Source organism: Arthrobacter sp. THG-b23 (genome assembly GCF_059091265.1).
Genome location: NZ_JBNHGM010000006.1, coordinates 92,633 through 108,833 on the forward strand (window position 1 = coordinate 92,633; position 16,201 = coordinate 108,833).

The window sequence follows — 16,201 nt, forward strand, 5'->3', positions numbered from 1 at the left end:
GCGTGATCGGCATGCTCAAAAGTATACGGCGGCGGGCCACCCGTCGACGCGAGGGAGTGCATTCACCGAGGTCGGCCGGGGACGACCAATCAGCGCAACACGATGTCCACCGGTCGCGCCAGCGAGCGGCCGCGTTCCAGGATGCCCGACCGGTTGGCGGATTCATCGCGCAGGATTTCGGTGACCGAACCGAGGAAGCGGGCCAGGTCCACCTTGTCCTCCGGGGCGGCCAGCAGCAGCTGGAAACCGAATTCGTGCAGCGCGTTGATGCTCGCCTCGGCGAATGCCAGCGATGATTTCACGAAGGCCTCGTCCATCATCACGGTGCCGAAGGTGCTGAAGCCCTGCCCGGCGATGCCCAGTTGGTAGGCCAAGGCCGAGGCCATGATGAACGCGGTGAAGCGCTGGCCCTCGCCGCCGGACATCAGGCTGGCCTGCAGGTTGGTGTAGGCGCGGCCGTCGGACAGGAGATTGGTGCAGGTGATATCCACGTGCGACCGCACGTCCAGGACCTCGGCGCGCCAGCGACGCTCGTCCTCGGCGGCCAGCTTCTCCACGATCCGCTCCAGGGCAAGGTAGCGGGCGTCCATGTCCTCGGCGGTCTGGCGCCTGCCCATGACCGGCAGCGCGTTCTTCAGGTCCGTGCGGAACTTGTGCGAAGCGTCCGGCACTGCATTGGCGATTTCAATCTGCAGGTGGCTGTCCGCGTGGTAATTCACCCGCCGCAGGATTTGGTTCAGCGGCTGCAGCCGGGAAGCGATGCTGCGGCGTTCTTCGTCCAGCAACTGGAGCAGGTCGCTGAAGCGTTCGTAGGTGCGGTTGTTGAAGTACTCGCGGAACTCCGCCTCCCGCTGCGGCAGCCCTTCGCCCACGATGTCGTGGTAGCGGGCCTCGTAGTCGGCGGCGGCTTCCAGCGACGTGCCGTGGTCGGAGCCCCACTGCCTGCCGTAGGACTCAAAGATCTTTACCAGCTGGTTGCCGGCCTCCAGTTGGGTCCGCTCCAGCACGCCGCGGGAGGTCAGGAGTGCGCGCTCCACCCGGGTGCAGACGTCCCCCAGGAAGGCCAGGTCGGTGATCTCCCCGTAGGGGGCAAAGAGGGCGTCCAGCTCGGCAGCCTGGTCGTCCGTCAGCTGTCCGGCGGTTTCACCGGATGCGGCCAGGGCGTCGCGGCGCCCGTGCGCGGCATCCAGCTCCGCGGACAGCCGGGCGGCGTCGCCCTTGAGCACACCGATCTTCTCCGTGGCGGCCGTTAGATCCAGTTCCGCCGTCTCCAGTTCGAACCGCAACTGCTCCAGGTCCGCGTTGGCATCCCGGGCCTGCTCCAGGCGTTCCGCCGCCGCGGCCACGGCGGCGGCGTGTGCTTCGGCGGAAACCTCCTCCCAGTCGCGGGTGTCGGCCGCCACGGCCTTGGCTGCGGCCAGCCGGCGGCCCAGATCCTGCTGTTCGCGGGCGCGTTCGGCGGATTCGGCATCCGCCGTGCCGTAGGTCTCGCGCAGTTCCAACAACCGCGCGGCGAGGGCGGCAATCTTGTCCCTGTTGTCGAAGCCGAGCAGATAATCGGACGCCCCGGTGTGCCGGTCGTCCTTTTCCGTGGTGCTGCTGCTGCGCTTTACAGCGCCGCCCAGGGTGACGCCGCGGGCGACGTGTGCCAGTTGGTCGGGGTCGTCGACGCAGACGTAGTCGTACTGCGCCGTGATCTTGCGCCGGACCCAGTGCCCCATGGCGGTGTCCTTGGTGACCAGTTTGGTGACCAGGTCGTCGTCGCCGGCTTCGGCCTTTTCGTCCAGCGGGGCGCTGACGTCGATGATCCGCAGGAAGCCACGGATATTGTGCTCGTTCAGGTAGCGGGTGACGGCTGTCACCCGGTCGCCCGGAACCAGCATCGCCGAGGCCAGCGACCGCAGTGCGCGTTCGGCGGCCGGACGCCAGCGGGCCTCGGCGGCGACCATATCGATCAGCTCGCCGGCAAACGGAAGTTCCTCTTCCGCGATGCCCGTGGCGGCACAGATGTGCCGGCGGCGTTCCAAGCTCTCGGGACGGATGTTGCTGGTGCGGCGGCGGAAGGACTCGATTTCTTCCTCCAGCGCACGGATCCGGCCCTTGAGGGTCCAGGCCTCGCCCTGGGCGTCGTTGCTGCGTTCGCGGGCCGACTCGGCTTCCTTGGCGAGATCCTTGGCCAGCACGGCGGCACGGCTGCGCGCCGCAGCGAGGCCGGCGGGACTGAAATCGGCCTCGATCCCTGCGGCCGCGATCTCGTCCCGGACGGCATCTTCGACGGACTGGCGGGCGCGCAGCTCGGCCTGGGCCGCAGCGAGCTCGCGTTCCAAGGTGGCGACGGCGGAGCCTCCTTCGCTGCCGTACCGCGACCGCAGCGCCCCCGCCTTCTCCTTAAGGCCGTCCCGTGCCGCTTCGGCCGCTGCCAGCGCAGCCGCCGCTGCCGTTGCTTCCGCTTCCAGCCGGTCGATCTGCCGGCCGTGGCAGTCCAGCGCCAGGCGGCGCCGGTAGAGCGGCAGGGCCTGGTCCGCCAACACACGGTTGTGCTCCAGTTCGGACTGCGTCTGCTGCAGCTCCCGATGCAGCTGTGGGACGGGGGCCAGCAGGTCCCGCTGCTGCCGCGCGCGCTCCAGTTGCCGCCTGATGCTGCTGAGGTGGCTGAAGTCTTCCACGGCTTCCTCGGCGGCGGCCAGCGTCCGGGGCGTGTCCAGCACGTGGTTGCGGAAGAAGTCGTTCACGGTGCTGCCCAGGCCCCTGCCGGTCTGCAGCGTCCGCAGCAGGCCGAAGGCCTTGTCCTGGTCGATGCCCAGCGCTTGCCGGAAACGCTCCGCGAACGCCTTGTGCGAATCGAAGACCTGGCTGCCCGGCAGCAGCGCCTCCAGCGACGTCTTGCTGAACCGGCCGAGCATGCCGGCCTCCAGCGCGGGGATGTCCAGCGCCTTGTTGTGCAGCGCGTAGAAGCGGCCCACATTGTGTTCGGTGCCGTTGGCCGGCAGGTCCAGGAGCACGGACAGGCTGGTGGTCTGTCCCAGGGCGTTGTCGAAGGTGAGGCAGACCGCCGACCAGGTGGCGCCGGGACGCTGGTAGAACGTGGCGGTCCGTGAGCCGTCGTCGTCCGCCGGCGTGGCGCCCAGCCGCCCGCGCATGTAGCTGAACGCGGTCCGCCGTTCCTCGGCGGCGCTGCCGGCGCTGGTTTGGGCCGCCTCGTTCATCTTTGGCCGGGCGTCCAGCACCTGGAGCATGCCGTCGAAGATGGTCGACTTGCCCACGCCGGAGCCGCCGGTCAGCAACGTTCCGGCACGGTCCACGCGGATGGTGTGGGCCCCGTCGAAGGTGCCCCAGTTGACCAGCTGCACGCAGCTGAGGCGGTGCTGGCCGGGATTCAGCAGCCCGTCCATGGGAAGGATCGTTTCGATGCTCATGTCAGGCCTCCTCGCCGTCGAAAGCCGACTGGTCCGTCTCCGGTGCCTCGCCCGCCGGCGGGAGAGTGCCGGCCAGCGAGCCGATCACCGCCGGTATGTCGCCGATGTTCTCGAAGGGCAAGGCCAGCGGCAGTGCCGGGGAAATGACCCACACGTCCGGAAGTTCCGTGGCTTCCAGCAGCCGGCGCTCGTTGGACAGCTTGCGGATGGAGGCGTCGGCCAGATCCTCCACGTGCTTGGCATCGCGCTGTTCCGGGTCCACGTAGTCCTGCAGTACGTCGATCACGTCGGCCCGGCTGATCAGCGGCTCCGTCCCGGTGCCGGCATGCCGGTCTTGGATGAGCCGCATGCGCAGCAGCAGCAGTGTCTCTTCGCGCGTCATTTCCCGCTGCCGCTGCAGGGCGTTGGTGTGCGGCTCGGCCATGGGGACCGGCCGCAGCATGGCGACCTTGCGGTCTTCGTCGATGACCAGCTGCAGGAACAACTCGCTGAGCCGGGAGGCGAGGACGCGGCGGTGTTCCACCACGGTGTCGTAGACACGGTCGGTGGAGCCGCCGTGCAGGTAGGGGCCGCGCAGCAGCCGGATCAGGGCCTGGCGCAGTTTTAGGGGCAGCTTGCCGGTATCGCCGTCGAAGAGTTCCGGCCCGTCCACGATCTCGTCGCGGGCGGGCTCCTCCCGAGCCTCGTCGGGATCGGCTTCTTCCGCCACAGCCGCCTCGCCGGGATCCGCTACTTCCAGCGGGTCGTGTTCTTCTTCCGGCGCAGCCGCCTCGTCCGGCCCTGCGGGCGATGCGAGGAACACCTCGGCCACCTCGTCCTCGGTCAACTCGTTCATGAATCTGCAGCTTTCGTGAAGGTAACGGCAGGCAGCACCGCTGTGCGTTCGCTGCCGTCGATTTGGATCAGGGTGACGCTCTCGGTCGCGTCCGAATCGAGCACGCCGCCGGAATTCAAGGCCCGGTGCAGCAGCCAGCGCAGGCTGTTCAGGTGCCGGTGTTCCGGTTCAAGCTGGTCGTAGACCGCCGACAACGGCGCCGGCCCACGGGACTCGACGGCGGTGCGCACCGCACGGGAGAGCACCGCGGCGTCGGCCTGCGGCGTGCGGACCGCGTGGCGGATGTCCGCCTCGGCGAACTCCGGCGGTGGCGGCAACTTGGCCGGCGCCTGGTGATCCTGCGGATCATAGAGCCGGATCATGCTCACCGATTCAAAGCCGGAGCCGTAGAGCTGGGGCGCCGGTACCACCGCCCGCCGGCCAGGCAGGCCGTGACGGGACTTGAAGATGGCTGCCTCGGCCGCCCGAATCGCCTGGCGCAGCTGGACCGATTCGCGGTAGTCGTCCGACTGCACGAAGGTGTGCATGCTCTCCGAGAGCCGGCCGTAGATGCGGTGGATCTCGGCCGATTGGGCCCGCAGCTGGGGCATGAGCTGCTGCAGGGCCTTCCGGTCCTCCTGCTCCAGGCCGTCGGCGAAGTCCCGCTCGAGCACGTCGGCGATGGCCTGCCGGAAGCGCTGCTGCTGGTCTTCGTCGTTCAGGAACGCCGTGAAGCTCTCGTACGTCCGGCCTTCACTGGTGCCGCGCAGCCGCTTGTCCGCGTCGAGCACCTCGCCCATGGTGATGCCCTTGGTGGCATTCGACTCGACGATTTCGGCGCGCAGCGTGTGCAGCATGCGCTCCAGACCGTCGCGCATCCGCTTGAAGTCCGCCGGCAACCCGGCCGCCAACGCCAGGATGTCCCGTGCGGCTTCCGCGGCCGCGGCCTCGGGCAACGACGCCGGCGCGTCGCCGGCTTCCAGCGCGCGGATCTTTTCCTGCCGTTCGGCGATTTCGGCCCGCAGCACACCGATGCGCGCCTCGGGATCCGGATCGGTCTCATGGGCCAGGGCCTCGACCCGGGTGAGCAGCGTGGCCAGGCGGGAGCTGTTCAGGGAGGAAGAGGCCCCGGTCAGGCCGTCCAGGTACTCCAGGAACCGCACTGTTGCTTCGGTGGGCTCGTAAACGAACCGGCCGCCCTCGCGCAGGCGGGACAGGAACCTGCGGGCCACCCAGTCGTCGGCGTACTGGCGGGCGGACCAGTCCTCGCGCAGCGGTGCTCCGGCGCGCCGCAGCTCGGCCAGGAACGAGTCGGTGTTGCGGTGGAACTCCTCCAGCGGCAGCTGCGGCCGGGAGCGGGTGAAGGCGGTCCGGAACAGCGCCGGCACCCAGGGGCTGGCGGCGGCGAGCTTGAGGCCCGGCGTCGCGGACATAGCCTGCAGCTCCTGCCAGCGGGCAAGGGCATTCTGGGTGAAGGACATGCTGTGCTTTCCGCCCGCGGAAGGGAAGAGCGGGCCCAGAAAATCTTAGCCGCTCCCGCTCCGCTGACCGCGGCGGTGCCCGCCACGGGTGCGCCGTGTCGCCCGGGCCTCACCCGCTGCCGACGGCGGTGGGCCCGCCACGGGTGCGCCGTGTCGCCCGGGCTTCATCGGCTGTCGACGGCGGTGGGCCCGCCGTGGCGACACGGATCGCCCCGGCTTGGACCCCGCCGTCGTTCTCCTAGCTGTTTGCCGGCAGCTTCCGGCGGTTCCGGGCGAGCTTTTCGGCGGCTTTCCGGCGGGCGACGAGCACCTTCTCGTCCACCGGGGCATCGCCGCTGGCCCGCCGCGACCGGGCATAGGCCATGGCTTCGGCCTGGCGTTCCTGCTCGGCGCCGGTGGCAATCTTCGCGCGCAGATGCTCGGGCCCATAGCCGAAGGCGTCCACCAGGTCGCGGGCGTGCGGGCGCAGCCGGGACAGCAGGCGGTTGATGTACCCGCCGAGGATGCGGGCGCGCTGGGTGGAGAGCCGGCCGTACGTGAGATACCAGCCCAGGTTCTTCTCCACCAGCGACAGGCCGAACAGGTCCCGCAGCCAGGTCAGCACGCGGCGGGTGCCGTCGTCGTCGATCTGTGCGAGTGCGGCGGTGAAGGCTTCCCACTGCAGCAGTTCCGCATGTGCGCGGGCGGCCTCGATCAGCTCATGCTGGTGTTCGTTGAACAACGCCGCGGCCTCCGCTTGCGGCAGCCTGGTGGCATTGCGGAGCGCGCCGCCGATGCCGGCGACCATGGTGGAGACCCGGTCGGTGAGCAGTTGGCGCTGTGACTCCGGATCCTTGAGGTAGTTGGCGCTCTTGCGCTCCGAACCGGTGTCCGCGAAGGTCTGGGCCACCTGGCGCAGACCGGTGCGGTGGAAGGTGGCGTCGGCCGCCTGGTGGGCGACCCACCGGGCCATCACGCCGAAGTCTGCGTGGCGGAATTCCCTGGCGTAATCCGCCAGCAGCCGCTTGGCTACCAGCTGCAGCAGCACCGTGTTGTCGCCTTCGAAGGTGGCGTAGATGTCCAGGTCGGCGCGCAGTGCCGCGAAGCGGTTTTCGGCCAGGAAACCCGCCCCGCCGGTGGCCTCGCGGCACTCCTGCAGCGTGTCCAGCGCGTGCCAGGTGCTGAGCGACTTCAGGGCGGCAGCCAGGGTTTCCAGGTCCTGCCGGTCCTCGTCGGTGTCGTGGGCGCCGGAGAAGACGTCGTCGAACTTCTCCAGCAGTTGTTCGTGCGCGAAGGACGCCGCGTAGGTGGTGGCCAGCCGGGGCAACAGGCGCCGCTGGTGACGCTGGTAGTCCAGCAATACCTCTTCGGCGGTGTCGGAGGACGCGTTGAACTGCCGGCGTTCGGTGCCATAGCGCACGGCGATGGCCAGGGCTACCTTGCTGGCGGCCACGGCGGCGCCGTCCAGCGAAACGCGGCCCTGCACCAGGGTGCCGAGCATGGTGAAGAAGCGGCGGCCCGGGCTGGCGATGGGGGAGGAGTAGGTGCCGTCCTCGGCCACGTCGCCATACCTGTTCAGCAGGTTGGTGCGCGGGACGCGGACGTGGTCGAAGTGCAGCCGGCCGTTGTCGATGCCGTTGAGGCCGCCCTTGTAGCCGTCGTCTTCGCCGCCGATGCCGGGCAGGAAGGTGTGTTGTTCGTCCCTGATGGGCACATAGAACGCGTGGACGCCGTGATCGACGCCTTGGGTAATGAGGTGGGCGAACACCACGGCGGCCAGGCCGTCGTTGGCGGCGTTGCCCAGGTAGTCCTTCCACGCGGCCCGGAAAGGCGTGTGGATGACGAATTCCTCCGTGGCCGGATCGTAGGTGGCGGTGGTGGCGATGCTGGCCACGTCGGATCCGTGGCCGGTTTCGGTCATGGCGAAGGCGCCGGGAGTCTTCAGGCTCATGATGTCCGGCAGCCACCGGTCATGGTGTTCCCGGGTGCCCAGGTGCAGCACCGCCGCGCCGAACAGGCCCCATTGCACACCGGCCTTGATCTGCAGCGAGGGGTCGGCGGTGACGAGTTCCTCGAAACCGGCCACGTTGCCGCCGTGATTGTCTTCGCCGCCGAGCCGTGCGGGGAAGGCCCGGTGCACGGCGCCCGTGTCCACCAGGTACTTCAGCTGTCCGGAGACCCGCTGCCGGTGCTCCTCCATCGTCAGGCCGTCGATGCGGTGGAGTTCCGGGCGGCCGGCCAGGTCACGGGCCGCCTGGCGGATGTCGGCCCAGCGGCCCAGCAAGAGCCGGCCGAGTTCGGCCACATCAACGGTGGCTCCGTCGTCTTCAACCGGTTCCGGGGTTTCCAGGGCGGGCGGCGTATACGTCATCGGATGTTCCTTCGGTCGTCACGTGTGAGTCGGGTGGCCGGGCGGCCGGGTGCAGGGCCGGTTCAGTCCTTGCCGGTGGTCGTGTCGGCCCGGCCGGGTGGCCCGGAGCCCGCTGCGGGGGCGCCGTGGCCCGGGGCGACGCCGCCCAGCAGCCATTGGGTGAGCAAGCCCGTCATGAGCTCGCGGCTCGGTTTGGTTTCGTCGTCGGGAGCGGCCAGCCAGCATTCCCCGGCGGCCCGCACCATGCCGATGGCGGCGCGGGGCCAGTAGGATGCGGCCGCCAGTTCCGCGGCACTGCCCGCTGCCGCGGCAAGATGGCCGCGCAGGGGCGCCTCGATCATGGCGGTGACGTTGGCGAAAAAGTCGTGGAGGACGGCCGAACTTCCGTCCTCGGGTGCGGCGCCCGGCCGGGCCTCCTCAGCGCCGGGCTGCTGCGCAACCGGTGGCTCGGACGGTGCGTTGCGGGTGACGAACGCGTACACGTGCGGCGAGGATTCGGCCATCTGCAGGTAGACCGAAACCATGGCGTGAAGGCCTTCCCGGGCCGTAGTGGCGGTCGCGGCTGCCTCCTGGAGCCGGGCCTGCATCCGGCCGATCACCACCTCGCCCATGGCCTGCTGCAGCCCCGCCTTGTCGCCGAAGTAGCGGTAGAAGACGGGCTTGGACGTCCCGGCCGCTGCCGCGATCTCCTCCATGGAAGCATCGGGGCCAAGCCGGTGCACCGCGTGGCGCGCGGCCCGGATCAGCTCCCGGCGGCGTTCCGTCCGGTGACGGTCCCAGCGGGCGGAGCGGCCGTCCGCCGGCGTCGCCGGATTCGAGGCGGCCTGGCGGCCTGTGGCGGTGTTCACGTAACTCAGCGTATCAGGTACGCTTGGTTACGGTAACTGTCGTTGTTCCGCTCCGCACCCAAACCACGAGGAGAGCCCACATGGCCACTTCACCTGACGCCACCGGCACCCGCTCCGCCAACGGACTGCGCAGGGCAGTAGTCGTCGGCGGCAACCGCATCCCCTTTGCCCGCGCGAACGGAGCCTACACGCAGGCAAGCAACCAGGACATGCTCACCGCGGCCTTGGACGGGCTGGTGGCACGGTTCGGGCTGCAGGACGAACGCATCGGCGAGGTGGCGGCCGGCGCAGTCCTCAAGCACTCGCGCGACTTCAACCTCGCCCGCGAGGCGGTGCTCGGTTCCGCGCTTTCGCCCGAAACGCCGGCCTACGACCTGCAGCAGGCGTGCGCCACCGGTTTGGAGACCGTGATGGGCCTGGCCAACAAGATCAAACTGGGGCAAATCGACTCCGCCATCGCCGGCGGCGTGGACTCTGCCTCCGACGCACCGATCGCGGTCAGCGAAGGACTCCGGGCGGTACTCCTGGAACTGAACCGCGCCAAGAGCATGCAGCAGAAGCTGACCGCCGTCGCCAAGTTGCGTCCCAAGGACCTGGCGCCCAACGCGCCGGGCACGGCCGAGCCGCGGACCGGGCTGTCGATGGGCGAGCACCAGGCGCTGACCACTGCCGCCTGGAACATCACCCGCGACGCGCAGGACGAACTCGCCCTGGCCAGCCACCAGAACCTGGCGGCAGCCTACGAGCGCGGGTTCTTCGATGACCTCATGACGCCCTACCGCGGCCTGGCCAAGGACTCCAACCTGCGCTCCGACACCACCCTGGAGAAGCTGGGCAAGCTGCAGCCCGTGTTTGGCAAGAACCTCGGCGCCGAGGCAACCATGACGGCCGGCAACTCCACGCCCCTGACCGACGGCGCCTCCACCGTGCTGCTGAGCTCCGAAGAGTACGCCCGGAGCAATGACCTGCCGGTGCTGGCAGAGGTGGTGGACTCCGAAGCCGCGGCCGTGGATTTTGTGCACGGCAAGGAAGGACTGCTGATGGCGCCGGCCTACGCCGTGCCCCGGCTGCTGGCCCGGCAGGCCCTGACCTTCGCCGACTTCGATTTCTTCGAGATCCACGAGGCCTTCGCCGGAACCGTGCTGTGCCACCTGGCGGCGTGGGAAAGCGAGGAGTTCTGCCGCAACAAGCTCGGCCTCGAAAAGCCCCTGGGCGCCATCGACCGCACCCGCCTCAACATCAACGGCTCCTCGCTGGCCACCGGCCACCCGTTTGCGGCGACCGGCGGGCGCCTGGTGGCCAGCCTGGCCAAGATGCTGCGCGAGAAGGCCGACGCCGAGTCCCGCACCACCCGCGGCCTGATTTCCGTCTGCGCCGCGGGCGGCATGGGCGTCGTCGCCATCCTGGAGGCGAACTGATGACCGACCGGTACCTGGATTTGGTTAACGCCGGACCGGTGAAGAGCCTGGCCAAGAAGCTGGGGCTGCCGCAGCCTGCCGTCCTGAGGCGCTACCGCCCCGGTGCCCCGTTGCTGCCCGGACCTGTCCTGGTGCTCGGTGCGGGCTCCGGCGCGGACACTGTGGCCAAGGAAATGCTCGGGTGGGACCTGGACGTCCGCCGTCATGCGGCACCGAAGGAACGCCTCGGCGGCATCGTGCTGGTGCTCGACGAGATGGCAGCGCCCGAGGACCTTTCGGGGCCGATGCTCGACGCTGGCGCCAGCTTGCGGGATCTGGCGCCGGGCGGCCGCGTCATCACCGTCTCTCGCCCTGCCGACGGCGCCACCCGGCCTGCGCAGGCCGCCGCCCGCCAAGCCGTGGACGGGGCGTTGCGGTCGCTGGCGCATGAGCTGCGCGGCGGTGCCACCGCCAATGGCATCCTCCTCGGGGAAGGCGTGGAAGCCGGTGCGCCGGCCGTCCTCGGGCCCCTGCGTTTCCTGCTCTCGGCCAGGAGCGCCTACGTCAACGGCCAGTTCCTGCTGGTTGGCGCCGACGAGGGCTTGCTCCCCGCGGATCCCGACCGTCCGCTGGCCGGCAAGGTCGCCGTCGTCACCGGCGCCGCGCGCGGCATTGGCGCCGCCATCGCCGAGACACTGCACCGCGACGGCGCACAGCTCATCGTCGTCGATGTCCCCGCGGCCGGGGAACAGCTGGCGCAGGTCGCGAACCGGGTGGGCGGCACCGCCCTGCAGCTGGACATCACCGCGGCCGATGCCGGCGCGAAGATCGCCGCCCACGCCGTGGAGCGGCACCACGGGCTGGACATCGTGATCCACAACGCCGGCATCACCCGGGACAAACTGCTGGCCAACATGGATCAGGCCAAATGGGACTCCGTGATCGGAGTCAACCTCTCGTCCCAGCTGAGGATGAACGGGCAGCTGCTGGCCTCCGGTGCCTTCCGCGGGCGGCCGCGCGTGGTTTCGCTGGCCTCTGTCAGCGGCATTGCGGGCAACCGCGGGCAGACCAATTACGCTGCGTCCAAGGCAGGAATCATCGGCATGGTCCGGGCATCGGCTACCGAACTCGCCGAGGCCGGCGGCAGCATCAACGCCGTCGCGCCGGGCTTTATCGAGACGGACATGACCGCCCGGATGCCGTTCGTGACCCGGGAAGTGGCACGCCGGCTCTCCTCGCTGCAACAGGGCGGACAGCCGCGCGACGTCGCCGAGGCCGTCTCCTTCCTGGCCAGCGATGCAGCGGGCGGCATCAACGGGCAGACCCTGCGGGTCTGCGGGCAAAGCATGGTCGGCGCATGAACGAGGTGATCCTGGGGGAGATGCCCACGCTCTCGCGCCTCTACCTGACGGCCGCGTCGACTGCCGCACGGCACAAGCTGGGCGTCGGCCAGCACGCCGAGGAGGTCCCGCCGGTACGGCATACCTTGGACGGCGTGCAGATCACCCCCGAGCGGATCAGCGGGTTCCAGCAGCTGGTCCACGGCACCGTCCGGGACACCTTGCCCTCCGTGTTCCTGCACTCGGTCGCGTTCCCCGTGGCCATGAGCGTGATGACGCGGCCGGACTTTCCGCTGCCGCTGCTCGGCATGGTCCACCTGGCCAACCGGGTGCGGCATTTGCGGCCGGTCCACTTCGCCGAGCCCCTGACGGTGACCGCCTGGGCCGAGGGCCTCCGCGGCCACCACGCGGGTACGCAGGTCGAACTGCATACCCGGATCGAGGCCGGCGGCGACGCCGTATGGGAAGGCATCTCGGACTACCTGGCCAAGGCGGTCTACCTGCCCGGGCTGGACAAGGCAGCCCGGCCGGAACGCGTCGATTTCACGCCGCCGCAGCCGACGGCCCGCTGGCGGCTCGGGCCGGAGGCCGGGCGCGAGTACGCGGGGGTCTCCGGTGACTTCAACCCGATCCACCTGAGCGCGGTATCCGCCAAGATGCTGGGGCTCAAGCGGTCCATCGCCCACGGGATGTACCTGGCGTCCCGGGTCCTGACCAGTGTGGAAGCAACGGCCAGCGAACCCTTCAGCTGGCGCATCGACTTCGCGGCTCCGGTCTTCCTGCCCGCCACGGTGGCCGTCAGGATCCATGACACGGAACGCGACGGTTCGTGGGAGGCTTCCGAGTTCACCGGCTGGGGGGAGCGCAGCCACCGGCTGCACTTCACCGGCAGCGTCCATACACTCGCCGGCTAACCGGAACCCGGTCGGACCGGTCAGGCGGTGGCGGCCCGGCGTTCGAGTACCTCCCGTTCGCGCTCATTCTTCGCCAGGGCGGCCGCGGCGGCGAACTCGGTGCGGGCCTCGTCGGCCCGGCCGAGCCGGGCCAGCAGCTCGCCGCGGACGCTGGGGAGCAGGTGGGAGCCGCTCAGGGCGCCCGCCGAGACCAGGCGGTCCACGATGGCCAGGGCCGTGGCGGGCCCGGTGGCCATGGACACGGCCACAGCACGGTTGAGCTCGACCACAGGGCTCGGCGCCACCCGGCCCAGCGCCTCGTAGAGCAGCACGATCTGAGCCCAGTCGGTGTCGGCGACGCTTGGTGCGGCCGCATGGCATTCGGCGATGGCTGCCTGCAGTGCGTAGCTGCCCCGGCCCCGGCCCAGCGCGTCGGCACTGGCCAGTGCGGCGCGGCCGCGTTCGATCTGGGCGCGGTCCCAGCGCGTCCGGTCCTGGTCGGCGAGCAAGACCGGACTGCCGTCGGACCGGGTGCGGGCACCGAAACGCGAGGCCTGGAACTCCATCAGGGCCACCAGCGCGTGCGCTTCGGGCTCCCGGGGCACCAGCGAAACCAGGACGCGTCCGATGCGCAGGGCTTCACCGGCCAGGTCGGGCCGGATCCAGCGGTCCCCGGAGGTCGCCGCGTACCCTTCCGTGAACAGGAGGTAGACCACCCGCAGGACGCCGCCCAGCCGCGGGCCCCACTCATTCGGTTCGGGAACTTCGAAGGGCACCTTCGCCGCAGCCAGGGTCTTCTTGGCCCGGACGATGCGCTGTTGCACCGTGGCGACCGGAATCACGAAGAGCCTGCCGATCTCCTCGGCGGACAGGCCGGCGACGACCCGCAGCGTCAGGCACACCTGCGCCTCCCGCGAGAGCACCGGGTGGCAGGCGGTGAAGATAAGCCGGAGAACGTCGTCGGGTACGGGGTCCCAGTCCACGCCTTCTGCGTCCCGCAGCCCGCGGGCCAGCACCTGGTAACGGTCCTCCAGGCGTTCGGCCCGCCGCCACGCGTCGATCGCCCGGCGCCTGGCCACTGTGGTCAGCCACGCCGCCGGGTTGCGGGGAACCCCGGTGTGCGGCCACTGGACCAGCGCATCGGCCACGGCTTCCTGCGCGACGTCCTCGGCAAAGCCGACATCCCCGGTGGCACGGGCCAGGGCGGCGACAATCCGGGCGCCTTCGATCCGCCACAACGCATCGATCCGGCGCCGGATTGCCGCTTGGGCTTCGGGCCCCGTCCCCCCGGGCTCCTGCGCCCCGGCGGTCAGGGGTTCTCCGAGCGGAGCTTCGCCTCTTCCTCGCGCCACCCTTCTTCCTTCCGGATGTACTCATTGTCGGCAAAATCCGCGAAATCGGCGGCCTCGGTCACGCGGCGGACCTCAAGCTTCGAGCCCGGTCCCAGCGGGCAGCGGCTGGCCCACTCCGCGGCTTCCTCCTTGGACGCCACCTGGACGATCCAGAAACCGTTGAACAGCTCGTGCGTCTCGCCGTACGGGCCGTCGGTCACAATCGGCGGTTCCTCCGAGAAGTCCACGACGAATCCGCTGCCGTCGGAAAGATCGGCCAGGCCTTCTCCAGCCAGCATGACGCCGGCGTTGATCATCGCCTCGTTGTAGGCGCCCATCTTGTTGATCATTTCTTCGAACGGCATGGATTTGGACGCCTCAAGGGCTTCATCCGTGGACCGCATGATGAACATGTACTTCATGGCTTTCTCCTTCTCGGAACGAGGACGCGGGCATGCGCCTTCTACTATGCCGTCGTACGGCGGGGGTGGATATCGACAGGCGCGGAAAACTTTTTCCGGAATCTTCGCGCCGCGGTTCGGCGGGCCCGCGGCCCGCCGCCTCTATGCTTGCCGTATGACCAACGACGATCAGTTGCGTGACCGCGCCCGGATGCTCGACGCCGCAGACCCGCTGGCCGGATACCGTACCCGGTTCGTGGGCCACGACGACGGCTCCGTCGTGGCCTACCTGGACGGCAATTCGCTGGGCCGGCCGCTGGCCGCCAGCGTCGAGCGGGTCCGGGAGGTCATGACGCGGCAGTGGGGCGGCCGGCTGATCCGTGCCTGGGACGAGGCCTGGCTCCAGTTGCCGGAGCAGATCGGCGACGAGCTGGGACGGGTCGTGCTGGGAGCCGCCCCGGGTCAATGCGTGGTGGCGGACTCCACCACGGTGCTGCTGTACAAACTGGCCCGCGCCGCGATTGCCGCCCGCCCGGACCGCCGGCGCATCCTGGTGGACCGGGACAATTTCCCCTCCGACCGCTTCATCGTGGAAGGCATCGCCGCCGAGTGCGGGCTGGAGCTGGACTGGCTCGAGCCCCCGCACGCCGGGGGAGTAACGGCCGAAGCGGTCCGGGCAGCCGTCGGGCCCGACACCGCGCTCGTCCTGCTCAGCCACGTGGCCTACCGCTCCGGCTATGTTGCGGACATCCCGGCCATCACTGCCGCGGCGCACGACGCCGGTGCCCTGGTTTTGTGGGATCTGTGCCATTCCGCCGGGGTGCTGCCCGTCGAACTGGACGGCTGGGGCGTTGACCTTGCCGCCGGCTGCAGCTACAAGTACCTCAACGGCGGGCCCGGCGCCCCGGCCTGGGCCTACGTCCGGACCGAGCACCAGCACCTCAGCCAGCCAATCCAAGGCTGGCTGGGCAGTGCCAAACCCTTCGAGATGGGTCAGGGGTATCAACCGGCCGGCGGCATCCGCCGGTTCACGTCCGGAACTCCGCCGATCATCGGCATGACCGCCCTGCAGGACATGGTCGCCCTGATCGACGAGGCCGGGCTGGCAGCGGTCCGGGAAAAGTCGATCGCCCTGACCGGGTTTGCCGTCGAGGCCGTGCAGGAGGCGTTGGACGGGTTCGGCGTCGCCATCGCCTCGCCGCTTGACCCGGCCGAACGCGGCGGACACGTCACCATCGACCACCCGGACTTTAAGCAGATCACCGGCAGGCTCTGGGAGCAGGGCGTGATACCGGACTTCCGCGAGCCCGACGGCCTCCGGCTGGGGCTCTCGCCGCTGTCCACCAGCTTCCAGGAAGTGTGGCGCGGCATCGCCGCCATTCGCGCCGAGCTGGAACGGATCTAACCGCCCCGCCTGACCATCCGGATCTCGTTCAGGCCCTCCCACAGGCCGGTCAGCGGCTCGCGGCGCCCGTCCGGACTGAATCCGTTCTTGCGGTAAAACGCCTGCGCGCGCGGGTTGTCCTCGAGGACCCAGAGCAGCGCCGGCCCGCCACCGATCGCTGTCTCCAGCAGCCGCTGCCCGAGCCCGGTCCCGTGGGCCTCCGCCAGCACATAGAGCATCTGCAGTTCGTGCGGCACTCCGGCGTCGGCGTCGTCGTCCTGCACGGGGCCGCCGCCCGAGCAGCCGATGATCCGCCCGCCGGGATCTTCGGCGACCCACAGCTCCGCCCCCGCCGCCAGCCCGCGCGTCCACCAGTCGATCTGTTGCTCCCGCCGGGCCGCTTCGGCGGCGAAGAAGCTCTCGGGACGCTGGGCTGCGTAGGTTTCCCGCCAGGCGGCGAGCTTCATGTCCAGCGTGGCGGGGATGTCGTCGCGGGTGGCGCGGCGGATGCGGAAATCGTGAAGTGGCACCCATGAATCCTAGCCG

Annotated in this window: 12 protein-coding genes; 4 read left to right on the top strand and 8 right to left on the bottom strand. The window is 69.8% G+C overall.

Annotation, left to right across the window (positions count from 1 at the left end; all coding sequences use genetic code 11):
* Positions 1 to 89: 89 nt before the first annotated feature.
* The 5 genes from AC5RVD_RS12160 to AC5RVD_RS12180 form a co-directional block, all read right to left on the bottom strand.
* Positions 90 to 3,416: an ATP-binding protein gene (locus tag AC5RVD_RS12160; protein WP_494127034.1), complete on the bottom strand. Its 3,327-nt coding sequence runs from the start codon at positions 3,414 to 3,416 to the stop codon at positions 90 to 92.
* 1 nt (position 3,417) lies between these two features.
* Entirely contained in the window at positions 3,418 to 4,251 is an 834-nt protein-coding gene (locus tag AC5RVD_RS12165) for a DUF4194 domain-containing protein (protein ID WP_494127035.1), read from the bottom strand.
* Positions 4,248 to 5,711: a DUF3375 domain-containing protein gene (locus AC5RVD_RS12170; RefSeq protein WP_494127036.1), complete on the bottom strand. Its 1,464-nt coding sequence runs from the start codon at positions 5,709 to 5,711 to the stop codon at positions 4,248 to 4,250. Before AC5RVD_RS12170 ends, AC5RVD_RS12165 begins: the two co-directional genes overlap by 4 nt.
* A 238-nt stretch (positions 5,712 to 5,949) precedes the next feature.
* On the bottom strand, positions 5,950 to 8,061 hold the full coding sequence (locus tag AC5RVD_RS12175; RefSeq protein WP_494127037.1) for an acyl-CoA dehydrogenase family protein: 2,112 nt from the start codon (positions 8,059 to 8,061) through the stop codon (positions 5,950 to 5,952).
* Positions 8,062 to 8,123: 62 nt separating this feature from the next.
* Entirely contained in the window at positions 8,124 to 8,909 is a 786-nt protein-coding gene (locus AC5RVD_RS12180; RefSeq protein ID WP_494112703.1) for a TetR/AcrR family transcriptional regulator, read from the bottom strand.
* An 80-nt stretch (positions 8,910 to 8,989) separates the two neighbouring features.
* Here AC5RVD_RS12180 and AC5RVD_RS12185 point away from each other — a divergent pair, with 80 nt between their 5' ends.
* From AC5RVD_RS12185 to AC5RVD_RS12195, 3 genes are read left to right on the top strand one after another with little or no spacing between them, the layout of a single operon-like run.
* A complete protein-coding gene (locus AC5RVD_RS12185) occupies positions 8,990 to 10,327 on the top strand; it encodes an acetyl-CoA C-acetyltransferase (RefSeq protein WP_494127038.1) in 1,338 nt (445 codons plus the stop codon).
* On the top strand, positions 10,327 to 11,667 hold the full coding sequence (locus AC5RVD_RS12190; protein WP_494127039.1) for a 3-oxoacyl-ACP reductase: 1,341 nt from the start codon (positions 10,327 to 10,329) through the stop codon (positions 11,665 to 11,667). The genes AC5RVD_RS12185 and AC5RVD_RS12190 overlap by 1 nt, the downstream gene beginning before the upstream one ends.
* The gene (locus AC5RVD_RS12195; RefSeq protein ID WP_494112700.1) at positions 11,664 to 12,560 is read left to right on the top strand and encodes a MaoC family dehydratase; all 897 of its coding nucleotides are present in this window, start codon (positions 11,664 to 11,666) and stop codon (positions 12,558 to 12,560) included. Before AC5RVD_RS12190 ends, AC5RVD_RS12195 begins: the two co-directional genes overlap by 4 nt.
* Before the next feature lie 20 nt (positions 12,561 to 12,580).
* Here AC5RVD_RS12195 and AC5RVD_RS12200 read toward each other — a convergent pair whose 3' ends face one another.
* Together AC5RVD_RS12200 and AC5RVD_RS12205 are read right to left on the bottom strand one after the other, a co-directional pair.
* Positions 12,581 to 13,798 (bottom strand): RNA polymerase sigma factor, encoded by a 1,218-nt coding sequence (locus AC5RVD_RS12200; protein WP_494127103.1) that lies wholly within the window; start codon positions 13,796 to 13,798, stop codon positions 12,581 to 12,583.
* A 50-nt stretch (positions 13,799 to 13,848) separates the two neighbouring features.
* Positions 13,849 to 14,292, bottom strand: coding sequence for a YciI family protein (locus tag AC5RVD_RS12205; protein WP_494127040.1), 444 nt, complete (start codon positions 14,290 to 14,292; stop codon positions 13,849 to 13,851).
* 154 nt (positions 14,293 to 14,446) lie between these two features.
* On the opposite strand from AC5RVD_RS12205, the gene AC5RVD_RS12210 reads away from it, so the two are divergent.
* The gene (locus AC5RVD_RS12210; protein ID WP_494127041.1) at positions 14,447 to 15,676 is read left to right on the top strand and encodes a kynureninase; all 1,230 of its coding nucleotides are present in this window, start codon (positions 14,447 to 14,449) and stop codon (positions 15,674 to 15,676) included.
* Here AC5RVD_RS12210 and AC5RVD_RS12215 read toward each other — a convergent pair.
* Positions 15,673 to 16,185 (bottom strand): GNAT family N-acetyltransferase, encoded by a 513-nt coding sequence (locus AC5RVD_RS12215; protein ID WP_494127042.1) that lies wholly within the window; start codon positions 16,183 to 16,185, stop codon positions 15,673 to 15,675. The genes AC5RVD_RS12210 and AC5RVD_RS12215 overlap by 4 nt on opposite strands.
* Positions 16,186 to 16,201: the final 16 nt, after the last annotated feature.